At 62.2% G+C, this 18,623-nt stretch carries 18 protein-coding genes and 1 pseudogene; 13 read left to right on the forward strand and 6 right to left on the reverse strand.

What is annotated here, in order from left to right; all coding sequences use genetic code 11:
- The first annotated feature begins 298 nt into the window (after positions 1-298).
- Positions 299-760, forward strand: coding sequence for a tRNA (cytidine(34)-2'-O)-methyltransferase (locus tag RlegSU303_RS16330; RefSeq protein WP_231283223.1), 462 nt, complete (start codon positions 299-301; stop codon positions 758-760).
- A 216-nt stretch (positions 761-976) separates the two neighbouring features.
- Complete coding sequence (locus RlegSU303_RS16335) at positions 977-2,623, forward strand: Na/Pi cotransporter family protein (protein WP_131629692.1); 1,647 nt, start codon at positions 977-979, stop codon at positions 2,621-2,623.
- Positions 2,624-2,626: 3 nt separating this feature from the next.
- Here RlegSU303_RS16335 and RlegSU303_RS16340 read toward each other — a convergent pair whose 3' ends face one another.
- Positions 2,627-2,887, reverse strand: coding sequence for a hypothetical protein (locus tag RlegSU303_RS16340; RefSeq protein WP_003541775.1), 261 nt, complete (start codon positions 2,885-2,887; stop codon positions 2,627-2,629).
- Between the two features lie 175 nt (positions 2,888-3,062).
- Here RlegSU303_RS16340 and hemF point away from each other — a divergent pair, with 175 nt between their 5' ends.
- From hemF to RlegSU303_RS16355, 3 genes are all read left to right on the forward strand, one after another.
- A complete protein-coding gene (hemF, locus tag RlegSU303_RS16345; RefSeq protein ID WP_027664105.1) occupies positions 3,063-3,974 on the forward strand; it encodes an oxygen-dependent coproporphyrinogen oxidase in 912 nt (303 codons plus the stop codon).
- A gap of 103 nt (positions 3,975-4,077) precedes the next feature.
- On the forward strand, positions 4,078-4,347 hold the full coding sequence (locus RlegSU303_RS16350; protein WP_026158795.1) for a hypothetical protein: 270 nt from the start codon (positions 4,078-4,080) through the stop codon (positions 4,345-4,347).
- A 115-nt stretch (positions 4,348-4,462) separates the two neighbouring features.
- Positions 4,463-4,648: a DUF1059 domain-containing protein gene (locus RlegSU303_RS16355; RefSeq protein WP_017961491.1), complete on the forward strand. Its 186-nt coding sequence runs from the start codon at positions 4,463-4,465 to the stop codon at positions 4,646-4,648.
- Here RlegSU303_RS16355 and RlegSU303_RS16360 read toward each other — a convergent pair whose 3' ends face one another.
- From RlegSU303_RS16360 to RlegSU303_RS16370, 3 genes are read right to left on the reverse strand one after another with little or no spacing between them, the layout of a single operon-like run.
- Entirely contained in the window at positions 4,649-5,902 is a 1,254-nt protein-coding gene (locus RlegSU303_RS16360) for a CCA tRNA nucleotidyltransferase (RefSeq protein WP_131719300.1), read from the reverse strand.
- Entirely contained in the window at positions 5,899-6,549 is a 651-nt protein-coding gene (locus tag RlegSU303_RS16365; RefSeq protein WP_131719299.1) for a CoA pyrophosphatase, read from the reverse strand. The genes RlegSU303_RS16360 and RlegSU303_RS16365 overlap by 4 nt, the downstream gene beginning before the upstream one ends.
- Positions 6,546-7,169: a DUF1285 domain-containing protein gene (locus RlegSU303_RS16370; RefSeq protein ID WP_131619660.1), complete on the reverse strand. Its 624-nt coding sequence runs from the start codon at positions 7,167-7,169 to the stop codon at positions 6,546-6,548. The genes RlegSU303_RS16365 and RlegSU303_RS16370 overlap by 4 nt, the downstream gene beginning before the upstream one ends.
- A gap of 158 nt (positions 7,170-7,327) precedes the next feature.
- Between RlegSU303_RS16370 and RlegSU303_RS16375 the strand changes: the two genes are divergently transcribed.
- The 5 genes and pseudogenes from RlegSU303_RS16375 to RlegSU303_RS16395 form a co-directional block, all read left to right on the forward strand.
- Positions 7,328-8,338, forward strand: a complete 1,011-nt coding sequence (locus RlegSU303_RS16375; protein ID WP_131719298.1) for an AAA family ATPase — start codon at positions 7,328-7,330, stop codon at positions 8,336-8,338.
- 13 nt (positions 8,339-8,351) lie between these two features.
- Positions 8,352-9,272 (forward strand): DUF58 domain-containing protein, encoded by a 921-nt coding sequence (locus tag RlegSU303_RS16380; RefSeq protein ID WP_017961496.1) that lies wholly within the window; start codon positions 8,352-8,354, stop codon positions 9,270-9,272.
- Positions 9,269-12,082 (forward strand): DUF4159 domain-containing protein, encoded by a 2,814-nt coding sequence (locus RlegSU303_RS16385; RefSeq protein ID WP_017961497.1) that lies wholly within the window; start codon positions 9,269-9,271, stop codon positions 12,080-12,082. The genes RlegSU303_RS16380 and RlegSU303_RS16385 overlap by 4 nt, the downstream gene beginning before the upstream one ends.
- 1 nt (position 12,083) lies before the next feature.
- Positions 12,084-14,153, forward strand: coding sequence for a membrane protein (locus tag RlegSU303_RS16390; RefSeq protein ID WP_017961498.1), 2,070 nt, complete (start codon positions 12,084-12,086; stop codon positions 14,151-14,153).
- Between the two features lie 4 nt (positions 14,154-14,157).
- Positions 14,158-14,306 (forward strand): annotated as a pseudogene (locus RlegSU303_RS16395) (GNAT family N-acetyltransferase); the annotation flags it as partial.
- Positions 14,307-14,360: 54 nt separating this feature from the next.
- Here the strand turns inward: RlegSU303_RS16395 and RlegSU303_RS16400 are convergent.
- Entirely contained in the window at positions 14,361-14,924 is a 564-nt protein-coding gene (locus RlegSU303_RS16400) for a GNAT family N-acetyltransferase (protein ID WP_080635880.1), read from the reverse strand.
- A gap of 266 nt (positions 14,925-15,190) precedes the next feature.
- Between RlegSU303_RS16400 and RlegSU303_RS16405 the strand changes: the two genes are divergently transcribed.
- Positions 15,191-16,201 (forward strand): glutathione S-transferase family protein, encoded by a 1,011-nt coding sequence (locus RlegSU303_RS16405; protein WP_131719297.1) that lies wholly within the window; start codon positions 15,191-15,193, stop codon positions 16,199-16,201.
- Between the two features lie 84 nt (positions 16,202-16,285).
- Here RlegSU303_RS16405 and RlegSU303_RS16410 read toward each other — a convergent pair whose 3' ends face one another.
- Positions 16,286-16,765, reverse strand: a complete 480-nt coding sequence (locus RlegSU303_RS16410) for an NUDIX domain-containing protein (protein WP_017961501.1) — start codon at positions 16,763-16,765, stop codon at positions 16,286-16,288.
- A 70-nt stretch (positions 16,766-16,835) separates the two neighbouring features.
- On the opposite strand from RlegSU303_RS16410, the gene RlegSU303_RS16415 reads away from it, so the two are divergent.
- Together RlegSU303_RS16415 and RlegSU303_RS16420 are read left to right on the forward strand one after the other, a co-directional pair.
- Positions 16,836-17,744, forward strand: coding sequence for a metallophosphoesterase family protein (locus tag RlegSU303_RS16415; RefSeq protein ID WP_094088764.1), 909 nt, complete (start codon positions 16,836-16,838; stop codon positions 17,742-17,744).
- A gap of 159 nt (positions 17,745-17,903) precedes the next feature.
- On the forward strand, positions 17,904-18,464 hold the full coding sequence (locus RlegSU303_RS16420; RefSeq protein ID WP_094088765.1) for a tetratricopeptide repeat protein: 561 nt from the start codon (positions 17,904-17,906) through the stop codon (positions 18,462-18,464).
- The last annotated feature ends 159 nt before the right edge of the window (positions 18,465-18,623 follow it).

Below are 18,623 nucleotides of genomic sequence, written 5' to 3' on the forward strand. Positions count from 1 at the left end.
TATGGGAACCGAACGTTCAAGGGGCGAGGCTGAGACAGCCGCACAATGGATCAAAAAAGGAAATTCAGGGAAGAAACCCGCACTATCGGCGGAAAATCGCACCGCTTGGCATCACGGCCGGGAGGCGCACATACAGCAAAATATTCATTCTGGCGCTCCTTGCTGGCGATTGAAGATATGCACCGATAACGCGAAAACGAGGAATTTTCCAGCCCTGTTGTGCCAAAAACGCGCCCTGTTGCGCCGAAATCACAGTTGCATTAGGCCTTGAGCGGCGAAAGCAGGAAAACGGCGCATCATGACTTCACTCAGACTGGCACTCTATCAGCCGGATATAGCAGGCAATACCGGCGACATCCTGCGTCTTGCCGCCTGCCTTGGCTTCGCGGTCGATCTGATCGAACCCGCCGGCTTCGACATCTCCGACCGCAACCTGAAACGGGCCGGCATGGACTATATCGCCGCCGCCGCCCTCACCCGCCATGTCAACTGGGACCGCTTCGAGGCGTGGCGTCTGAGCACCGGCCGCCGCCTGATCCTCGCCTCGACAAAGGCTGCGGAGCGCTACACCGATCTTGCTTTCCGCCCGGACGATGTCCTGCTCTTCGGTCGAGAAAGCGCCGGCGTGCCGGACCAGGTGCATGAGAGCGCCGACGCCCGCATCCTGATCCCGATGATCGAAGGCCAGCGGTCGATCAACGTCGCCGTCTCGGCCGCCATGATCGTCGGCGAGGCGATGCGCCAAACCGTCTGGGCCTGACGGACACCGGCGCTGGCGGAGCAAGGCCCGCGGAATTGCCGATCCGCTCCAGAATATGTCGCAAAATAGCGTTGTCTCTCTGTCAAACCGGCGTATATTTATTAGCCGGGCAATCAAAAATTCAGCATTGGCTTCCATGATTCCAACAAGTTGGAATGGCCGTGTGAGGAAAAATGCATTCCTCCAGATCTGTGAAAGAAGAATAAAAACAACAAAATGGACTCTACAATCATCATGATCAATCTGTTCGGCGCCGTGGCTCTGCTGCTGTTCGGCCTCGCGCAGGTAAAGGATGGCGTGTCCAGGGCCTTCGGCGCCCGCCTGAGAACAGGTCTGGCGACCGGCACACGCGGCAGCCTTCGTTCTTTCCTGTCAGGCCTCGTCGCAACCATCGCGCTGCAGAGCTCCACGGCAACGGCACTGATGACGGCCTCCTTCGTCGAGCGTGACCTGATCAAGCCGCGCATGGCGCAGATCGTGTTGCTCGGCGCCAATGTCGGCACCGCGATCACCGCCTGGATCGTGGCAACGGGCATCGAATGGCTCTCTCCGCTTCTGATCCTTGCCGGGATCGTGCTTTGCCGCGGCCGTTCCAGCGCCAGCCAGGGCGGCGGCACAGCGCTGATCGGCATCGGGCTGATGCTGTTGTCGCTGCACCTCCTTGGCCTTGCGACGGAACCGATGCGCGCCTCTCCCGCCCTTGCCGCCTTCATCGGCCTGCTGGACGGCGCCCTGCCTGTGGCCATGATCGTCTCGGCAGCGCTTGCCTTCGCGTCCTCGTCGAGCCTTGCGGTGGTGGTGCTCATCCTGTCGCTCGCCTCGGCCGGCGTGGTCTCCGCCGAACTCGTCATCGTGCTCGTGCTCGGCGCCAATCTCGGCGGCGCAATACCGCCTGTCGTCGCGACATTGTCCGGCCCGGTTTCGGCTCGGCGCGTCACTCTCGGCAATCTCGCCGTCCGCACGCTTGGCTGCCTCATCGCCCTGCCGCTGGCGGGATATGGCGCGGAACTCATCCAAATGCTGCCCTTTGGTCCCGCCAAGCTGCCGGTCGACGCGCATCTTGCCTTCAACCTTCTGCTGGCGGCGCTGGCCTGGCCATTCTCCCGCCCGCTCGCCGCCCTGATGGCCAGGCTGGTGCCGGATCAGGCCGAGCCCGACAGCGCCCCGAAATATCTGGATGCGCAGGAGCTTTCGACGCCGGTCGTGGCCCTTGCCAGCGCCACCCGCGAAGTGCTTGGCGTCGGCGACCTGATCGAGCGCATGCTGATCCGGGTCTCCGAAGCTTTCGAGCGTAACGACGCATCGAAGCTTGCCGAGATATCCGCCCTCGAAGAGCGCGTCGACCGGCTGCAGCAGGCGGTGAAGGTCTATCTCTCGAAGCTCGGCCGCGAGGGTCTCAGCGACGAGAATGCCCGCCGCTCGATCGTCGTCATCGATTACGCGATCAATCTCGAACATATGGGCGACATCATCGAGAAGGGCCTGGCGGAGCAGGTGGCGAAGAAAATCTCTCTCGGTTTAAAATTTTCCGAGGACGGTCATCAGGAACTGCGCAAGCTGTTCGATCTGACGATCGACAATCTGCGCGTCGCCCAGACGATCTTCGTCACCCGCGATTTCAATCTCGCGCGTCAGATGATGGAGGTAAAAGTCGAGGTGCGCCGGATGGAAAAACAATCGGCCGAGCGCCACCTCGAACGCCTTCGTGACGGCCGCGCCGACAGCCTTCAGACGAGTTCGCTGCATCTCGACATGTTGCGCGACCTGAAGCGCCTCAACGCCCACATCGTGTCCGTGGCGCATCCGATCATGGATGAAAGCGGCCTGCTGATCGAAAGCCGCGTGCGCACCGCTGCGAAGTGACGGTCAATCAGCCGAAGGCAGGCGGCGCATGGTGAATTCGATCTGGTCGCCGTCGAGCTGGCGCCAGCTTTCCACTTCGGTCCAGTAAGCGGCTTTCGGATATTCGTCGAACCATTCGCGCGCCTTGGCGCGTGCATCCATGAGGCCGAGGCAATATGTCTCACGCACGAAATGGTCCTTCTTGCTCGGCGGATTTTCCGCCCGATGTCTCGCTATCCTGCGCTTCAGGCCGTCGAAAGACGGAGGCCCTGGAACTTTTTTCATCACACCTACCTCCTCGGAAAAGGTAATATCGAAATTCTCGATTTGCGAGTCGAATCTTGGAAGCGCCCAGTGCCTGCCTTGGCTTGGCGAGATGCAGCACCAACTGCTAATCATGGCGGGCAATCAAGAATGAGCGAGTCGCCTCCGAAGGAGATGTCGACCGTCGGAGGCGTAAATGGAAAGACCGGAACTGCCGATCGGCTTGCCTGACGATATCGAACAGAAGAAGGCTGCCGCCCGCAATTGGTTCGAGGGGTTGCGCGATACGATCTGCGCCTCCTTCGAGGCCATCGAGGATGAGTTGGAAGGGCCGCTCTCCGATCAGGAGCCCGGCCGCTTCGTCGCCAAGGACTGGTCGCGCGAAAATGGCGCCGGCGGCGGTGGCCGGATGTCGATGATGGAAGGCCGCGTCTTCGAAAAGGTCGGCGTCCATACCTCCACCGTGTACGGCGAATTCGCCTCGGATTTCCGCGCCCAGATACCCGGCGCCAAGGATGATCCGCGTTTCTGGGCCTCCGGCATCTCGCTGATTGCCCATCCTGTCAACCCCAACGTTCCGGCGGTGCACATGAATACCCGCATGGTCGTCACCACCAGCCGCTGGTTCGGCGGCGGGGCCGACCTGACGCCGGTGTTGTCGCGCCGCCGCACGCAGGAAGACGAGGACAGTCAGCTCTTCCACAAGGCCATGGAGATCGCCTGCCGCAATCATGCCGTCGCCGATTACGATGCGTACAAGGCGTGGTGCGACGAATATTTCTTCCTGAAACACCGCAACGAGGCCCGCGGCATCGGCGGCATCTTCTATGACTGGCTGCATTCAAGCGAGGAAGTTGGCGGCTGGGACGCCGATTTCGCCTTCACGCGTGATGTCGGCCGGGCTTTCGCCATGGTCTATCCGAAAATCGTCCGCTCCAACTTCGATAAATTGTGGACAGAGGCCGATCGCGACGAACAATTGATCCGCCGAGGCCGCTACGTCGAATTTAATCTGCTGTATGATCGCGGCACGATCTTCGGCCTGAAGACCGGCGGCAACGTCGAATCCATTCTCTCTTCGTTGCCCCCCGTCGTCCGCTGGCCATGAAACTGTGATATCTCATCGATAAATTCGAGGTGATAGACCTTCACGAAAACTCAGTGCGTCCTAACTTTATATGTATGTGCGTAACAATCGGAGGAGGATTGTCATGACGATACAAAGTGGCTCGCCAGCGTCCACGGATGTCCAGGAAACATCCCGCACGATCGACACATCCGAGTTTCTGACGCGCATTGCCGAGAAACTGCGGACCAAGAGCGGCTCGGATCTGCCGCTGTCCTGCTTCATCGAGCAGGTCAAGCTGCAACTGGCCAGCGGAAAGTCGCCGGAACAGCTGCAGAATGAAGCAGCGGCCGCCAACAGCAACATGCCCGGCCACCTCTTGGAGACCTACAAAGCATGGGCGATGCCCGACTGACACGGCCTTTACTGGCCGGCATGTCGATTGCCGGCCGGAACCTTCCCTCCCCCCGCACATTCATAAATCGCGTAAGATCGCGATCGTCGTTGTGTTTCGAACAGAGGAGAAGACCATGCGACTTTTCGAATGCGGCACTCTCGTTCCGGGCTGCGCCTGGCATACACGGGCAGATAGCGACGCCGAGGTGGTCCGCCGTGCCGTCGAGCACCTGAAAAATGCTCACGGCGAGACCACGATCCGCGAGAACATGGTGGATAATATCAAGGCTCGCATTCGCGACGAAGCGACCGCCGCCTGATTATTGCACGCGTTCCTGCAGCCGGGCGAGCAGCGCCGCCCGGTCGGCAACGAAGTTTTCCTCCACCCACTGGTTTTCCAGGCCGGCAAGCAGTTCGCCGACGCGCGGGCCGGACGCGATTCCTGCCGCAATCACGTCGCCGCCGTTCAGCGGAAACTGTGGCTTCTTCCAGTGCATTGCCCTGTCCAGCAGCTTGATAAGCCGAGCCGACCGCGCCATTTCGTCGAAATCGCCTTCAGCCTTGCCGCGCGCAACCGCAAGCGCGAGCTTCAGCCGTGTCGTGATGCCGTCAGCGCCGTTGCGGTAAAGCAGCCGTTCGAAGGCCGCCGACGACATGTCGTCATTGACAGGCGCTGCCATGGCCCAGGCCTTGAGAGTGGCCGCTTCCGCATTCGAGAGTTTGAGCCGGGCGGCAAGCGCCTCCATACGCGCCGCATCGGGCGGCACGATCGCCGCAAGGCGCAGCAACGGATCGGGCGTCCAGCCGAGCGCCTTTTCGGTGGTGATCAGCGACGGGATCGCATCGATCCCCCATCGTTCCGATTCCGGCAGGATTTCCGTCAGCACCGCCACCTGCCGCATCCAGAGCAGCGCCCGGCCAGGATCGGCAGCACCTAGCAGCTTTCGCAGTTCAGACCAGACGCGTTCTGCCGAAAGCGTCGTCAGTTTCGAGCGCGCGAGGGAACACGCCTTCAGCCCCTCGGCATCCGGCCTCCCGGAACCGTAATAGGCAAAGAAGCGGAAGAAGCGCAGGATACGCAAATGATCCTCGGCAATACGCCTTGCAGCGTCGCCGATGAAGCGGATGTTGCGCGTCTCAATGTCGGCAAGCCCGCCAACGAGATCCACCACCTCGCCCTTTGCATCGGCATAAAGCGCGTTGATCGTCAGATCCCGCCGTTCGGCGTCTGCCTTCCAGTCGGTGCTGAAGGCAACCTTGGCATGGCGTCCGTCGGTCTCGACGTCGGTGCGAAGGGTCGTCACCTCGAAGGGCTTGCCGTCGATGACGAGCGTCACCGTGCCGTGCTCCAGGCCGGTTGGGACTGCCTTGATGCCGTCCGCCGCCGCCCGCTCCATCACCGCCTCCGGTCTGAGTGTCGTGGCTATGTCGACATCATTGACCGGCAGGCCCATCAGGCTGTTGCGCACCGCTCCGCCAACCACCCGCCCTTCCCCGCCATCGGCATTGAGAAGTGCCAAGATCCGGCCGAGGGCCGGGTCGCGGAACCATGCTTGGTCGGCGATGCCGGTCATGCATAAAGCCTTTCGTAAAGCGTGCGGACGATGCCCGCGGTGATGCCCCAGATCATTCTGGTTTCAAAGGGCACGCGGTAGAAATGCCGGTCGACGCCGTCGATGACACGTCTGTCGCGGGTGTGATTGGCAGGATCCATCAGGAAGGAAAGCGGCACCTCGAACACGTCGTCCACCTCGGTCGGGTTCAGCGTCAGCGCAAAGCCCGGCGAGACGACGCCGAGCACCGGCGTAATGCGGAAGCCCGTCGAGGCAAGGTAATTCGGCAGCCGCCCGACGGTTTCGACGAAGGAACCGGCCAGGCCGATCTCTTCTTCCGTTTCTCGGATCGCCGCCATTTCGGGCGAGATATCGGCGGGATCGATCGAGCCGCCGGGAAAGGCGATCTGCCCGGAATGTTTGCGCAGCGTCGCCGTGCGCTTGGTGAAGATCACATGCGCTTCCTCGCCGTCGTCGACGACGGGCACGAGCACGGCGGCGTCGCGCAGCTCGAAGGTCTCGACCTCGGCGACGATATCGGGATTGAGGATGTGGTCCCCGTGATCGCGCCAGGCATGATCGACCGGCCCACCATTCTGGTTGAGCGCGCGGCGGCGGAATTCGGCTGCGGAAAACAGCGGATAACGTTGGGTAATTGCATCATTCATCGGGAAAGCGCATCCAGTTCATCGGCCGGCATCATCGCAAAGACTTCTCCGGCGGAGCGGACGGCGAACATCGCCTGTCCCTCGACCTCGAGCGTCTCGCCGAGCGCCACCAGTTCATACATCACCGCACGCGACACCAGCGCCTCCAGCCGCCCGCGCACATGCAGATAGGGTTTCAATTCGGCATTCTCGCCTGCAATGGCAAAGCACAGCCGATGCTCTCCTCCCGCCTCCACGACATCGCCGACATTGGTGCGGAAGGTCAGCACCTGTTGGCCTTGCCGCTCCGTCACGCTCACCTCCACGGCGATGAAAGGCGCGTCGACGACCCTAATACCGACCTTTTCCACAGGAGTTACGAGATAGGTCTTCTGGTCGTCGTCTTTTCTTAAAACCGTCGAGAACAGCCGCACCAGCGCCGGTCGGCCAATCGGCGTGCCCATGTAGAACCAGGTACCGTCCGCCCGGATTTCCATGTCGATATCGCCGCAGAAAGGCGGATTCCACCGCTCGACCGGCGGTAATCCTCGTTTTTTTCCGGCATTTTCCTGAGACGCGCGCGAAATCAGTGCGGCAAGTCCCGCCGCATCCGCCTGTCCGCTGATTTCCTCGGCTGCCATTCTTCCGTCCCGGTTTGTCCTTAACGAAGTAAAGTCACGAGATAGTCATTCGCAACGAACTTGTCAGCCCGTCACATCTCCATAACTCTATCGGGCATGAGGCACATGTATAAGTCCGCCGATTCGCTGCCGAATGATTTCAGCCGTTGGAGATACGCATGGGTATGATGAAGACCGAAGCCAGCCTCGATGAAAAGGCGATCGTCGCCGCCGCCGAAAAGGCGCTCTCCGATATCGCCGCCATCCGCGGTGAAGTCTCGAAAGTAATCTTCGGCCAGGAAAGCGTCGTCGAGAACACCATTCTCGCCGTGCTGTCAGGCGGCCATGCCCTGCTCGTCGGCGTTCCCGGCCTTGCCAAGACCAGACTGGTGACGACGCTCGGCGAGGTGCTCGGCCTTGCCGCCAACCGCATCCAGTTCACGCCTGATCTGATGCCCTCGGATATTCTCGGCTCCGAGGTGATGGACCAGGACGACAGTGGACGCCGCTCCTTCCGTTTCGTCAAGGGCCCGGTCTTCGCCCAGCTCCTGATGGCCGACGAGATCAACCGTGCCTCGCCGCGTACCCAGTCGGCCCTCCTGCAATCCATGCAGGAATACCATATCACGATCGCCGGCCAGCGTTATGACCTGCCGGCGCCCTTCCATGTGCTTGCCACCCAGAACCCGCTCGAGCAGGAAGGCACCTATCCCCTGCCCGAAGCCCAGCTCGACCGCTTCCTGCTGCAGGTCGACGTCAATTACCCTGAACTCGCCGCCGAGCGCCAGATCCTGCTTGAGACGACGGGCCTGGGCGAAACCCGGCCGGAAGCCATCATCGATGCACAGAGGCTGCTCGAGATCCAGACCCTGGTGCGCCAGATGCCGGTGAGCGACACGGTCGTCGATGCCATCCTGGCGCTGGTGCGTTCCGCCCGCCCAGGACAGGGCAATGCCTCGACCGAAAAGAATGTCGCCTGGGGCCCCGGCCCGCGCGCCGGCCAGGCGATGATGCTCTGCGCGCGTGCCCGCGCGCTCTACGAAGGCCGTCTCGCCCCGTCTCTGGACGATATCTTCGCGCTCGCCGAACCCATTCTTCAGCACCGCATGGCGCTGACTTTCGCCGCCCGCGCCGAAGGCATGTCGGTGCGTGATGTCATCGCCGGACTGGTCAAGCAGGCAAAGGGATAAGGAAGCCGGACGCGTGGCATCTATCGGACAGATCGTCAATCCGACACCCGGCAGCGATGCCCTTTCCCGCGCAAGGCAGCGGGCCGCCCTGGTACCGGACTGCCTGGTGGAAGCCAAGCGCATCGCCAACACGGTGATCGCCGGCTGGCATGGCCGCCGCAAGCGCGGCATCGGCGAGAATTTCTGGCAGTTCCGTCCCTATGCCGAGGGCGAGAGCCTGTCGCGCATCGATTGGCGTCGCTCCGCCCGCGACGATCATACCTATGTGCGCGAGCGCGAATGGGAGGCAGCGCATACGATCTGGCTCTGGTGCGACATGTCGCCCTCGATGATGTACAAGTCGAGCTATGGCAGCGTCTCCAAGGAAAGCCGCGCGCTGGTCATCATGCTGGCGCTTGCCGAAATCCTCGCCCGCTCCGGCGAGCGCATCGGCTGCCCCGGCATCATGGAACCCGCCTCCGCCCGTAACGCCGCCGAACGCCTCGCAGCCGCTCTCATGCACACGCCGCTGACCGGCGGCCTGCCGGAAACGGCGATGATCCGCGGCTGGAGCGACCTCGTCCTTATCGGCGATTTCCTCGACGATGCGCCGGCAATCATGGAACGGCTCGGCCCGCTTGCCCGCCGTGGCCTGCGCGGCCACGTGGTCGAGATATCAGATCCGGCCGAGGAGATATTCCCCTATAGCGGCCGCACCGAATTCACCGATCCCGAGAGCGGCGCCAAGCTTATCTCCGGCCGCGCCGAACATATCCGCGAGGCCTATCGCACCGCCTATCTCGCCCGCAGGGACAGCCTCGGCCAGTCGCTGCGCCATCTCGGCTGGACCTTCGCGAGCCACCGCACCGATCACCTTGCGTCGGAGGCGCTGGTCGCGGTGCACATGTATCTGTCCGGCATGCCGGCCAAGGCAACGCATGGAGGGCAGCTATGAACGCCCTTCCCTTCGCTTTCGCCTATCCCGCCATTCTCGGCGCGCTCCTTGCCTTGCCCATCATCTGGTGGCTGCTGCGGCTGACGCCGCCACGTCCGAAGACCGAAGTCTTTCCGCCGCTGAAAATTCTAGCCTCCGTGCTGAAGCGCGAGGAGACGCCGGCGCAAAGCCCGTGGTGGCTGACGCTGCTGCGCATGCTGCTCGCTGCCGCCATCATCCTTGCGATCGCCGATCCGGTTTTCAATCCACGCACCAGTTCACTCGCATCAGGTGGCCCACTCGTCCTCTTCGTCGACAACAGCTGGGCCGCGGCACCCGACTGGGAGCGCCGCATCCAGACCGCCGACGCATTGATAGACGATGCCGAATCCGCCGGCACGCCAGTGTCGATCGCCTTCACCGCCGATCCGACCAACGACGCCGTGCCCGGCACCGCCGCTGCCGCCCGCGACAAGCTGCGCGCCGCCGAGCCACGACCGCTTGTGCCGGACCGCGAACGCGCCTTCCAGGCGCTGCGCGCCGCGCTGAACGGCATCAAGCCCGGTACCCTCGCCTTCCTGACCGACGGCGCCGCCGCCAAGCCCGACGACGCGACGGTGCGCAGGCTCGCCGAACTCCAACCCGCCGATCTGCGCCTGATCGAGGGCGATGCCGCGCGGACAGTGGCGATTACGGCGGCCAACAATGCGGCGGATGCCATGACCGTCAAGGTCACGCGGCTCAACAGTGCGCAGGCCGCATCGGTAGCGCTGAATGCCGTCGATACCCAGGGTCGCTCGATCGCCAATGGCAGGGCGGATTTCCGCCCCGGCCAGAGCGTTGCGACCAGTTCGATCACCGCCCCCTTCGAGATGCGCAACGATTTTGCGCGCGTCAGCGTCGATAATGGCGCGACGGCAGGCGCCGTCCACCTTCTCGACGACGCATTCAAGCGCCGCCGCGTCGTCTTGCTGTCGGGTGAAGGAGGGGACGAGTTCCAGCCGCTGCTCTCGCCGCTCTATTACATCCAGCGGGCGCTGCAACCTTATGCGGATCTGATCCAACCTGCCGATTCCGATCTTTCGGTCGCAATACCAAAACTTCTCGCCAGCAATCCCTCGATCATTATCATGGCCGATATCGGCCGGCTGCCGGAGGAGACCTACGAGCCTTTGACGCGCTGGATATCGAATGGCGGCATGCTCCTGCGTTTTGCCGGCCCCCGCATGGCGGCAGCCCCTGCGGATGATCCGCTGATCCCTGTCATCCTGCGTCAGGGAGAACGGGCGCTGGGCGGCACCTTGTCCTGGAGCGAGCCGCAGTCGCTTGCCGAATTTCCGAGTATCGGGCCTTTCGCCGGCATAGCGCGTCCGGCCGATGTCGTCGTCAAGCGGCAGGTGCTTGCCGAACCGACGCCCGATCTTGCCGAACGCACCTGGGCAAGCTTGGCTGACGGCACGCCGCTCGTCACGATGAAGCAGCTCGCCTCCGGCCAGATCGTCCTGTTTCACGTTACCGCGGAAGCAACCTGGTCCGATCTGCCGATCTCCGGCACTTTCGTCGACATGCTGCGTCACCTCCTGCAGATATCGCGCTCGGGCGGCGTGACATCGGAGGCGCGCGGCAATGCGCGTGTCTCCGAAACTCTGCCGCCATTCCGCATGCTGACGGCCAAGGGCACGCTCGTCTCCGAGACGGGATCGGCGCGGCCGCTCATTCCACAGGCCGGAGTCGAACCGACGGCAAATTTCGACAACCCTCCGGGGCTCTACGGTTCGGAGGATGGTTTCACCTCTTTGAACGTGCTGCCCGAGAACGCCGAACTGAAACCACTCGACACAACAGGAACCAATGCCGTGCGCGAAGGCCTGGTCGGCGGCGAAAGCTGGTCGGCAAAACCCGCGCTCTTTCTCGCGGCCTTCCTGCTGCTCTTGGCCGACAGCCTGATCGTCCTCTTCATGAATGGTGCATTCTCGCGATTGCGCCCGGCTGTCCGCACCGCCGCGATGATCGCGGTCGCCGCCGGCGCCGGCTTTCTAATGCAACCCGGCACGCTTCATGCCGACGACTCCAAGCCCGGCGACGACCTCATCCTGCAGAGGCTTGACAACACCCATCTCGCCTATGTCGTCACCGGCGAACAGGATGTGGACAATATATCCGAGCGCGGTCTCGAGGGACTAACCCAGTTCCTGACGTTTCGCACGACGCTGGAGCCGGCACCGCCCGTCGGCATCGACCTCACCAAAGACGAGCTCTCGTTCTATCCGATCATCTACTGGCCGGTTTCGGCAACCGCGCCGATGCCATCGTCGGCGGCGATCAGCCGTATCGATGCCTATATGCGCAATGGCGGCACCGTGCTTTTTGATACGCGCGATCAGATCAGCGCATTGGACAATGGCGGCAATGTCAGCGCCAACGGTGAGAGGCTGCAGGCAATCCTCGCCAATCTGGACATTCCGGCGCTTGAGCCGGTACCATCAGATCACGTGCTGACGAAATCCTTCTATCTCCTGTCGAGCTTTCCCGGTCGTTATGCCGGCAGCCCTCTCTGGATCGAGGCCCGGCAAGGCGGTCAGGGGCCGAGCGAAAAATCGGCGGCGACGGCCGACGGCGTGTCGCCGATCCTGATCACCGGCAATGATTTCGCCGGCGCGTGGGCAATCGACGAGAACGGCGTACCGATACTGCCGACTGTGCCGTCGGATGAAACGCAGCGCGAATATGCCTACCGTTCCGGCGTCAACATCATGATGTACATGCTGACCGGCAACTACAAGACCGACCAGGTCCATGTTCCCGACCTCCTCGAACGGTTAGGACAATGAGATGACATTCGACTTTTCGCCCTTCCTGCCCTGGTCGGTTCTGGCTGCATTGGCCGCCGTCAGCGCCATCATCGCCGTCTTCGCGATCTTGCGCGGCATTCGCGGCGCCTGGATCAGAACGCTGGCAGCGCTCGCCATGCTGGCCGCCCTTGCCAATCCTGTGCTGCTGCAGGAAGACCGGGATCAGCTGTCGACGATCGTCCCCGTTCTTGTCGATCGAAGCCAGAGCCAGCAGACGCCCGATCGCGTCAAGATGACCGACGAGGCGCTTGCGGCCCTGAAAGGACAGCTCGCCCGTTTCCCCCAGATAGAGCCCCGCTTCGTCGATGTCGAAGGCGACGTCAATTCCGATGTTCCGTCGACGCGCCTGTTCGACGCGCTGTCGGCCAACGTCGCCGATGTCCCGCCCGCCCGCATCGGCGGCGCCATCATGCTGACCGACGGTGAAGTCCATGATGTTCCGGCCGCCAATCAGGCGCTTGGTTTCGACGCGCCGATCCATGGCCTCGTCACCGGCAAGGCCAACGAATTCGATCGCCGCATCGAAGTCATCAAGGGGCCGCGCTTCGGCATCGTCAACGAGGAGCAGCAGGTAATCTTGCGCGTCTTCGACGACGGCCCGAGCCCCGGCGGCACGGCCGATGTCACGGTGAAGCTGAATGGTGACGAGATCGCCACCCTGCAGGCGACGCCCGGGCAGGATACGCCGTTCTCCTTCAAAGTGCCGGGTGGCGGCAGCAACGTGCTCGAATTCTCGGTCGCAGCACTTCCAGGTGAAGTCACCACCGCCAACAACCGCGCCGTCCACGTTATCGACGGCATCCGCCAGAACCTCCGCGTCCTGCTCGTCTCCGGCGAGCCGCATGCCGGCGAGCGCGCTTGGCGCAACCTGCTGAAATCCGATGCCTCGGTCGATCTCGTCCACTTCACCATCTTGCGTCCGCCGGAAAAACAGGACGGCACGCCGATCAACGAGCTGTCGCTGATCGCCTTCCCGACGCGCGAGCTCTTCGTCGACAAGATCAAGGATTTCGACCTGATCATCTTCGACCGCTACCAGCACCGCGGCGTGCTGCCGCTGCTCTATTACGATTACATCGCGCAATATGTCGACAATGGCGGCGCGCTGCTGATCGCCGCCGGTCCCGAGCATGCCGGCCCCGATTCCATTGCCTTGACGCCGCTTTCCTCGGTTCTGCCGGCGACGCCCACCGGAGAGATGATCGAGAAGGCCTTTTATCCCCGCCTCTCCGAGGAAGGCCGCAAACATCCCGTCACGCGCGGCCTGGACGGTTCGAGTGAGGACCCGCCGCATTGGGGCCGGTGGTTCCGTAGTGTCGATGTCGACCGGCCGCAGGGCGAGACGATCATGCTCGGCGCCGACAACCACCCGCTGCTGGTGCTGAACCGCGCCGGTCAGGGTCGCGTCGCCATGCTGCTTTCCGATCAGGGCTGGCTCTGGGCGCGCGGCTTCGAAGGCGGCGGTCCGAACGTTTCGCTCTATCGCCGTATCGCCCATTGGCTGATGAAGGAGCCGGCGCTCGAGGAAGAAGCGCTGACGGCGCGCGCCTCCGGCCGAACCCTTGAAGTCACCCGCCAGACGATCGGCGACAATCCCGGCAATGCCACCGTGCGCTATCCCTCCGGCAAGACCGAAACTCTGCCGCTCACCCAGTCCGAACCCGGGCTCTACAAGGCCGAGAAGAGGATGGACGAAATCGGCCTTTTCGAAATCCGCAACGGCAGGCTGTCGACGCTTGTCCATATCGGCGCCGTCGACGCACCGGAATTCAAGGCGATGATCTCGACGACCGATGTACTGCAGCCGGTCGCCGACAGAAGCAAGGGTCTCGTTGCCCGCGTCTCCAATGCAAATGGCGCGATCTCCGTGCCGCCGATCCTGCCGGTGCGCGGCCAGGTCCGCGTCTCCGACAACGATCGCATGATGATCCGCATGACCAACGAGACGGTCTTGAAGGGCATTAACACGCTGCCGCTCTTTGCCGGTTTCGCCGGCGTCGGCATCCTGCTGCTCGCCTTCGGCGCCATGTGGTGGCGAGAAGGGCGCTAATCTCATGCCGGAATTCGAGCTCACCGCCTCGCCCACGCCGGAGGAACTTGCGGTGATCACCGATGCGCTCTCGGCCTTCAACACCAGCGATGTCGGCCCTCGGATCGTTGGCCGCTCGCGGTCCTCATCCGCGATACCGACGGCAAGGTGACACGGAAGGCGGCACGCACAGCTTCTCCGGAAAAGCCTGTAGCGGCTGTCGCAAGATCATTCGCGCCAGGCGATCGTGCCTTTCAGCCGCTCATGCACGCCCTCGGCGATCGGAACGACGAGCACACGATGGGGATCGACCGGGCCTGGAAAAGACAGCGCGTTATAGGCAACCTTCTCGAAGCCGAGCGGGCCGTAATAGGGTGGATCGCCGACGAGGATGACGGCTTCCGAGCCTTTGCGTCTTGCCGCCTCCACCGCAATCCGCACCAACTCCCGGCCGATGCCCTTGTTCTTGTGGGAGGGGCGGACGGCGAGCGGACCGAGCAGATGTCCCTTCACCGTGCCGGCCAGCACCGGCGTCATGCGCACGGAGGCGATCGTCTCACCATTATCGGTGCAGATGAAGGAAAGCGACAGATCATGAGGCCCCTGCTCACGGATGCGCGCGGCAGCGCGGGTGAAGCGGCCGGGACCGAAGGCTTCTTCGTTGATGTGTTCGATGGCGGCGTCATGAGACGCGTCTTCAGTGAGGTAGACGAGATCGTGCTTGTACATGATGACAGAAACCGGATGGACAGATTGATGGGTCTCGAACACGCCTTGGGCGTTCGGGAGCATCAGCGTCGTCGCGGGTTTCTGGAAATGAACATCAGGCAGTGTCCCAAAATCGTGAAAAGGCCGATAGCAGGAAAAATTTCCGTCGTCCAACGCAAAATGCACGACCACACCGCGGCGCATCTTTTCGAGAGCCAAAAAGGACGCTGCAACACTTTGAATTATGCGGTGCCCGAACGATGTGACGCACTGTTCAATCTTTGCCGCCTGTAAAGCCCTGCCATCTGCGATATCTTCCGCTCCAACACGCAATCAAGGGAATGAAGATCATGGGAATGCTGGTGGACGGCGTCTGGCGTGACGCCTGGTACGACACGAAGGAGAGCAAGGGCCATTTCAAGCGGCAGCCCTCGCAGTTCCGCAACTGGGTGACATCGGACGGTGGGGCCGGCCCTTCCGGCAGCGGCGGCTTCAAGGCCGAGGCCGGGCGTTACCATCTCTATGTCTCGCTCGCCTGCCCCTGGGCGCACCGCACGCTGATCTTCCGCAAGCTGAAGAAGCTCGAAGAGCTGATCTCGGTTTCCGTCGTCGATCCACTGATGCTCGAGAACGGCTGGGAGTTCAAGGTCGGCGACGGCGCCACCGGCGACCACCTCTTCGGCGCGTCCGCGCTTTGGCAGGTCTATGTCAGGGCCGATCCACACTACTCCGGCCGCGTCACCGTTCCCGTGCTCTGGGACAAGAAGACCGGCACGATCGTCAACAACGAATCCGCCGAGATCATTCGCATGTTCAACGGCTCCTTCGACGGGCTGACCGGCTCGACAGCCGACTTCTATCCCGAGGACCTTCGCGCCGAAATCGATGCGCTGAACACCACCGTCTACGACACCGTCAACAACGGCGTCTACAAGGCAGGCTTTGCCACCACCCAGGAAGCCTATGCGGAAAATGTGGCCAAGCTGTTCGAAACGCTCGAGATGCTCGATGAACGTCTAGGCAAAAACCGCTATCTCTTCGGCAGCAGGCAAACCGAGGCCGACTGGCGCCTGTTCACCACGCTGGTGCGTTTCGACCCCGTCTATGTCGGCCACTTCAAATGCAACATCCGCCGCATCGCGGATTACCGCAACCTGCCAGGCTACCTCCGCGATCTCTACCAGATGCCTGGCGTTGCCGAGACGGTGAATCTGACACATATCAAGCAGCACTATTACCGCAGCCACAAGACGATCAACCCGACCGGCATCGTCCCCGTCGGCCCGACCCTCGATCTCGACAGCCCGCATGGCCGCGCTACAGCGCAGCGCGTCTTTTCAGACGCGCAAAGGACGCTGTAGAACTTTAAATTGCTGCATAATTTACTCTTAGAATCGATTCCGATTTAAGAGTAAATTATGCAGCGGGCTTGCCGGGGCCTGAACTTACCAGCGATGGTCGGGCTCCTGCTCGCCCCGAAGCTCGGCAAGACGGCGATGGGTGGCATCGGTCGTGCCCTCGGGCAGGCTGTCGAGGGAGAAGAAGCCGCTGTCGGAGATCTCCCAGTCCGGCGGCCGCGGCGCGGTCTGCTCGACTGTCGCCCGGTAGAACACGACATGGTCACGCTTTGTGGTCGTGGTGTTGAAATAGACCTGAACCAACTCCGGTTTGCCGATGATCCTGAGGTTGCCCTCCTCGCGCAGCTCCTTGACCAGCGCTTCTTCGGCCGTCTCGTTGCGCTCCAGTCCGCCGCCGGGCATATGCCAGCCGCCGATATAGCTGTGGCGCACCAGGAAAATACGACCGTCCGCATCGAAGCAGGCGGCCCTGACACCCACGGTCATGCCGCGGGCAAAGGAGAAATAGACATGCAGGAGGCGCAACGCCAGCCTGATGTGAGGGGGCCGCTTCTCTTTATCCACCATCGTTCCGTTTCAGCTCTTCATCGCGCCGGATGTGTTTGATTTGTCAATAAGCTGGTCTATGTCTCGTAGAATGTTCAAGCTCGCGCATATTTCCGACGTCCACCTCGGGCCGTTGCCCAGTCTTTCCATTCAAGAGCTGTTTTCAAAACGCATAACAGGCTTTGTGAACTGGCATCGAAATCGACGCAAGCACCTTTTCGGCAGCACGTTGGATCTGCTGCTCGACGACATCCGCGCCCATCAGGCAGATCACCTGGCCGTCACCGGGGACCTCGTCAATCTGGCGAGCGGCATCGAGATCCGCTCGGCCGCCGCCTGGCTGCGCGCGCTCGGCGATCCTGCAGACACGTCGGTCGTTCCCGGCAATCACGATGCCTATGTACCCGGCTCCTACGAGAAGTCGATGCGCGCCTGGTACGATTATGTCCGCGGCGATCTCGCTCCACCGCAATGGCAGGACGACCGCCATATCTTTCCTTATCTGCGCGTTCGCGGCAAAATCGCGATTGTCGGCTGTTCGACGGCGGTCGCCACCCCTCCCTTCGCCGCCTCTGGCTTTTTCGGCGCGCGACAGGCCCGCGATACTGTCAACATACTGCGTGCGGCTGGCGAAGCCGGTCTCTTCCGCGTCGTCATGATCCATCACCCGCCGATCCGCGGCGCCACGGCCTTCTATAAACGGATGATCGGCATCCGCCGCTTCGCCGCCGTGATTTCGACGGGCGGCGCCGAACTCGTGCTGCACGGACATACGCACCTGAACACGCTAAATTGGCTGCGCGGCCAGATGCAGCCGGTGCCAGTCGTCGGTATCGCCTCTGCCTCGCAGGGACCGGGCAGCATCAAGCCGCCCGCCGCCTACAACCTCTTCTCCATCGATGGCTCTCCCGGTGCCTGGGAGCTCAGCGGCGAGCGCTTCAGCCTCAACAGGGCTGGCGACGCGGTGATGCCGGAAAGCGCCGATATTTTCGCGTCTTAGCTCCAGTTCCAGACTCTTTTAGTGCAGCACTTGAATCGATCTGCGAGGACATCAGTCCACCGTCGCAACATTTGCCGCAGAGGTTGCTTACCCTCTTGGTATTTTTAGTGGTAAGCGTACAATCCGAGCAACTGCATTGCCTGAGAACGGAGCGCGCCGATGACTTTTTCTTTCCGCCACCTGTCCAGACTTTCGCTCGCCGCCGGCTTTGCCTTCGGCATCGCCACGGCCGCTTTCGCGGCCGGCGACAGCAACGATGACACCAATCCGCCGCCGAAGACCCAGACGACCAAGACCTGCACCGGCGGCAAGGTCTGGGACAAGGCCAAGAAGGAATGTGTCACCCCGAAGAAGAGCAGCTTCAACGACGACGATCTCTATCAGTTCGCCCGCGAGTTTGCCTATGCCGGCCAGTATGACAACGCCATCACCGTGCTCAATCTCGCTCGCAACCAGAACGACCCACGCGTCCTGAACTATCTCGGCTACGCCAACCGCAAGGCCGGCCGCATGGAGCTCGGCATGTCCTACTACCGCAAGGCGCTGCAGGCGGATGAGAATTATATCCTCGCCCGCTCCTATATGGGCATGGCGCTGGTGGAACAGGGAGACATCCAGGGTGCTCGCGTCCAGCTTGTCGAAATCCGTGATCGCGGCGGCGAAGGCACCTGGGCCTATCGCTCCCTGCTGCAAAGCTTGAACGGCTACAAGACATATTGACGCAAGCTTTGCAGGCCACAATACGAAAATCCCTTGGGAAAGAGGGATGAAGACGACCGGATGCTTGCGAAGTGCAGGAGACTTGTTTCATAAAGCGCATGCATCGACGGCGTCGATAGAGTCGGTTTCGCGCCCGACGGCGAACCCTTCGTCCGCGAA

The organism is Rhizobium sp. SU303 (genome assembly GCF_021052345.1).
Taxonomy (GTDB): Bacteria; Pseudomonadota; Alphaproteobacteria; order Rhizobiales; family Rhizobiaceae; genus Rhizobium; species Rhizobium laguerreae.

Excerpts from the sequence above, each read along its gene's own strand:
- RlegSU303_RS16390 (WP_017961498.1), top strand. The coding sequence starts at position 12,084 with ATGACATTCGACTTTTCGCCCTTCCTGCCCTGGTCGGTTCTGGCTGCA.
- RlegSU303_RS16335 (WP_131629692.1), top strand. The coding sequence starts at position 977 with ATGGACTCTACAATCATCATGATCAATCTGTTCGGCGCCGTGGCTCTG.
- RlegSU303_RS16400 (WP_080635880.1), bottom strand. The coding sequence starts at position 14,924 with ATGCTCCCGAACGCCCAAGGCGTGTTCGAGACCCATCAATCTGTCCAT.
- RlegSU303_RS16330 (WP_231283223.1), top strand. The coding sequence starts at position 299 with ATGACTTCACTCAGACTGGCACTCTATCAGCCGGATATAGCAGGCAAT.
- RlegSU303_RS16350 (WP_026158795.1), top strand. The coding sequence starts at position 4,078 with ATGACGATACAAAGTGGCTCGCCAGCGTCCACGGATGTCCAGGAAACA.
- RlegSU303_RS16355 (WP_017961491.1), top strand. The coding sequence starts at position 4,463 with ATGCGACTTTTCGAATGCGGCACTCTCGTTCCGGGCTGCGCCTGGCAT.
- RlegSU303_RS16410 (WP_017961501.1), bottom strand. The coding sequence starts at position 16,765 with ATGGTGGATAAAGAGAAGCGGCCCCCTCACATCAGGCTGGCGTTGCGC.
- RlegSU303_RS16385 (WP_017961497.1), top strand. The coding sequence starts at position 9,269 with ATGAACGCCCTTCCCTTCGCTTTCGCCTATCCCGCCATTCTCGGCGCG.
- RlegSU303_RS16375 (WP_131719298.1), top strand. The coding sequence starts at position 7,328 with ATGGGTATGATGAAGACCGAAGCCAGCCTCGATGAAAAGGCGATCGTC.
- RlegSU303_RS16420 (WP_094088765.1), top strand. The coding sequence starts at position 17,904 with ATGACTTTTTCTTTCCGCCACCTGTCCAGACTTTCGCTCGCCGCCGGC.
- RlegSU303_RS16340 (WP_003541775.1), bottom strand. The coding sequence starts at position 2,887 with ATGAAAAAAGTTCCAGGGCCTCCGTCTTTCGACGGCCTGAAGCGCAGG.
- hemF (WP_027664105.1), top strand. The coding sequence starts at position 3,063 with ATGGAAAGACCGGAACTGCCGATCGGCTTGCCTGACGATATCGAACAG.
- RlegSU303_RS16415 (WP_094088764.1), top strand. The coding sequence starts at position 16,836 with ATGTTCAAGCTCGCGCATATTTCCGACGTCCACCTCGGGCCGTTGCCC.
- RlegSU303_RS16360 (WP_131719300.1), bottom strand. The coding sequence starts at position 5,902 with ATGACCGGCATCGCCGACCAAGCATGGTTCCGCGACCCGGCCCTCGGC.
- RlegSU303_RS16405 (WP_131719297.1), top strand. The coding sequence starts at position 15,191 with ATGGGAATGCTGGTGGACGGCGTCTGGCGTGACGCCTGGTACGACACG.
- RlegSU303_RS16370 (WP_131619660.1), bottom strand. The coding sequence starts at position 7,169 with ATGGCAGCCGAGGAAATCAGCGGACAGGCGGATGCGGCGGGACTTGCC.
- RlegSU303_RS16365 (WP_131719299.1), bottom strand. The coding sequence starts at position 6,549 with ATGAATGATGCAATTACCCAACGTTATCCGCTGTTTTCCGCAGCCGAA.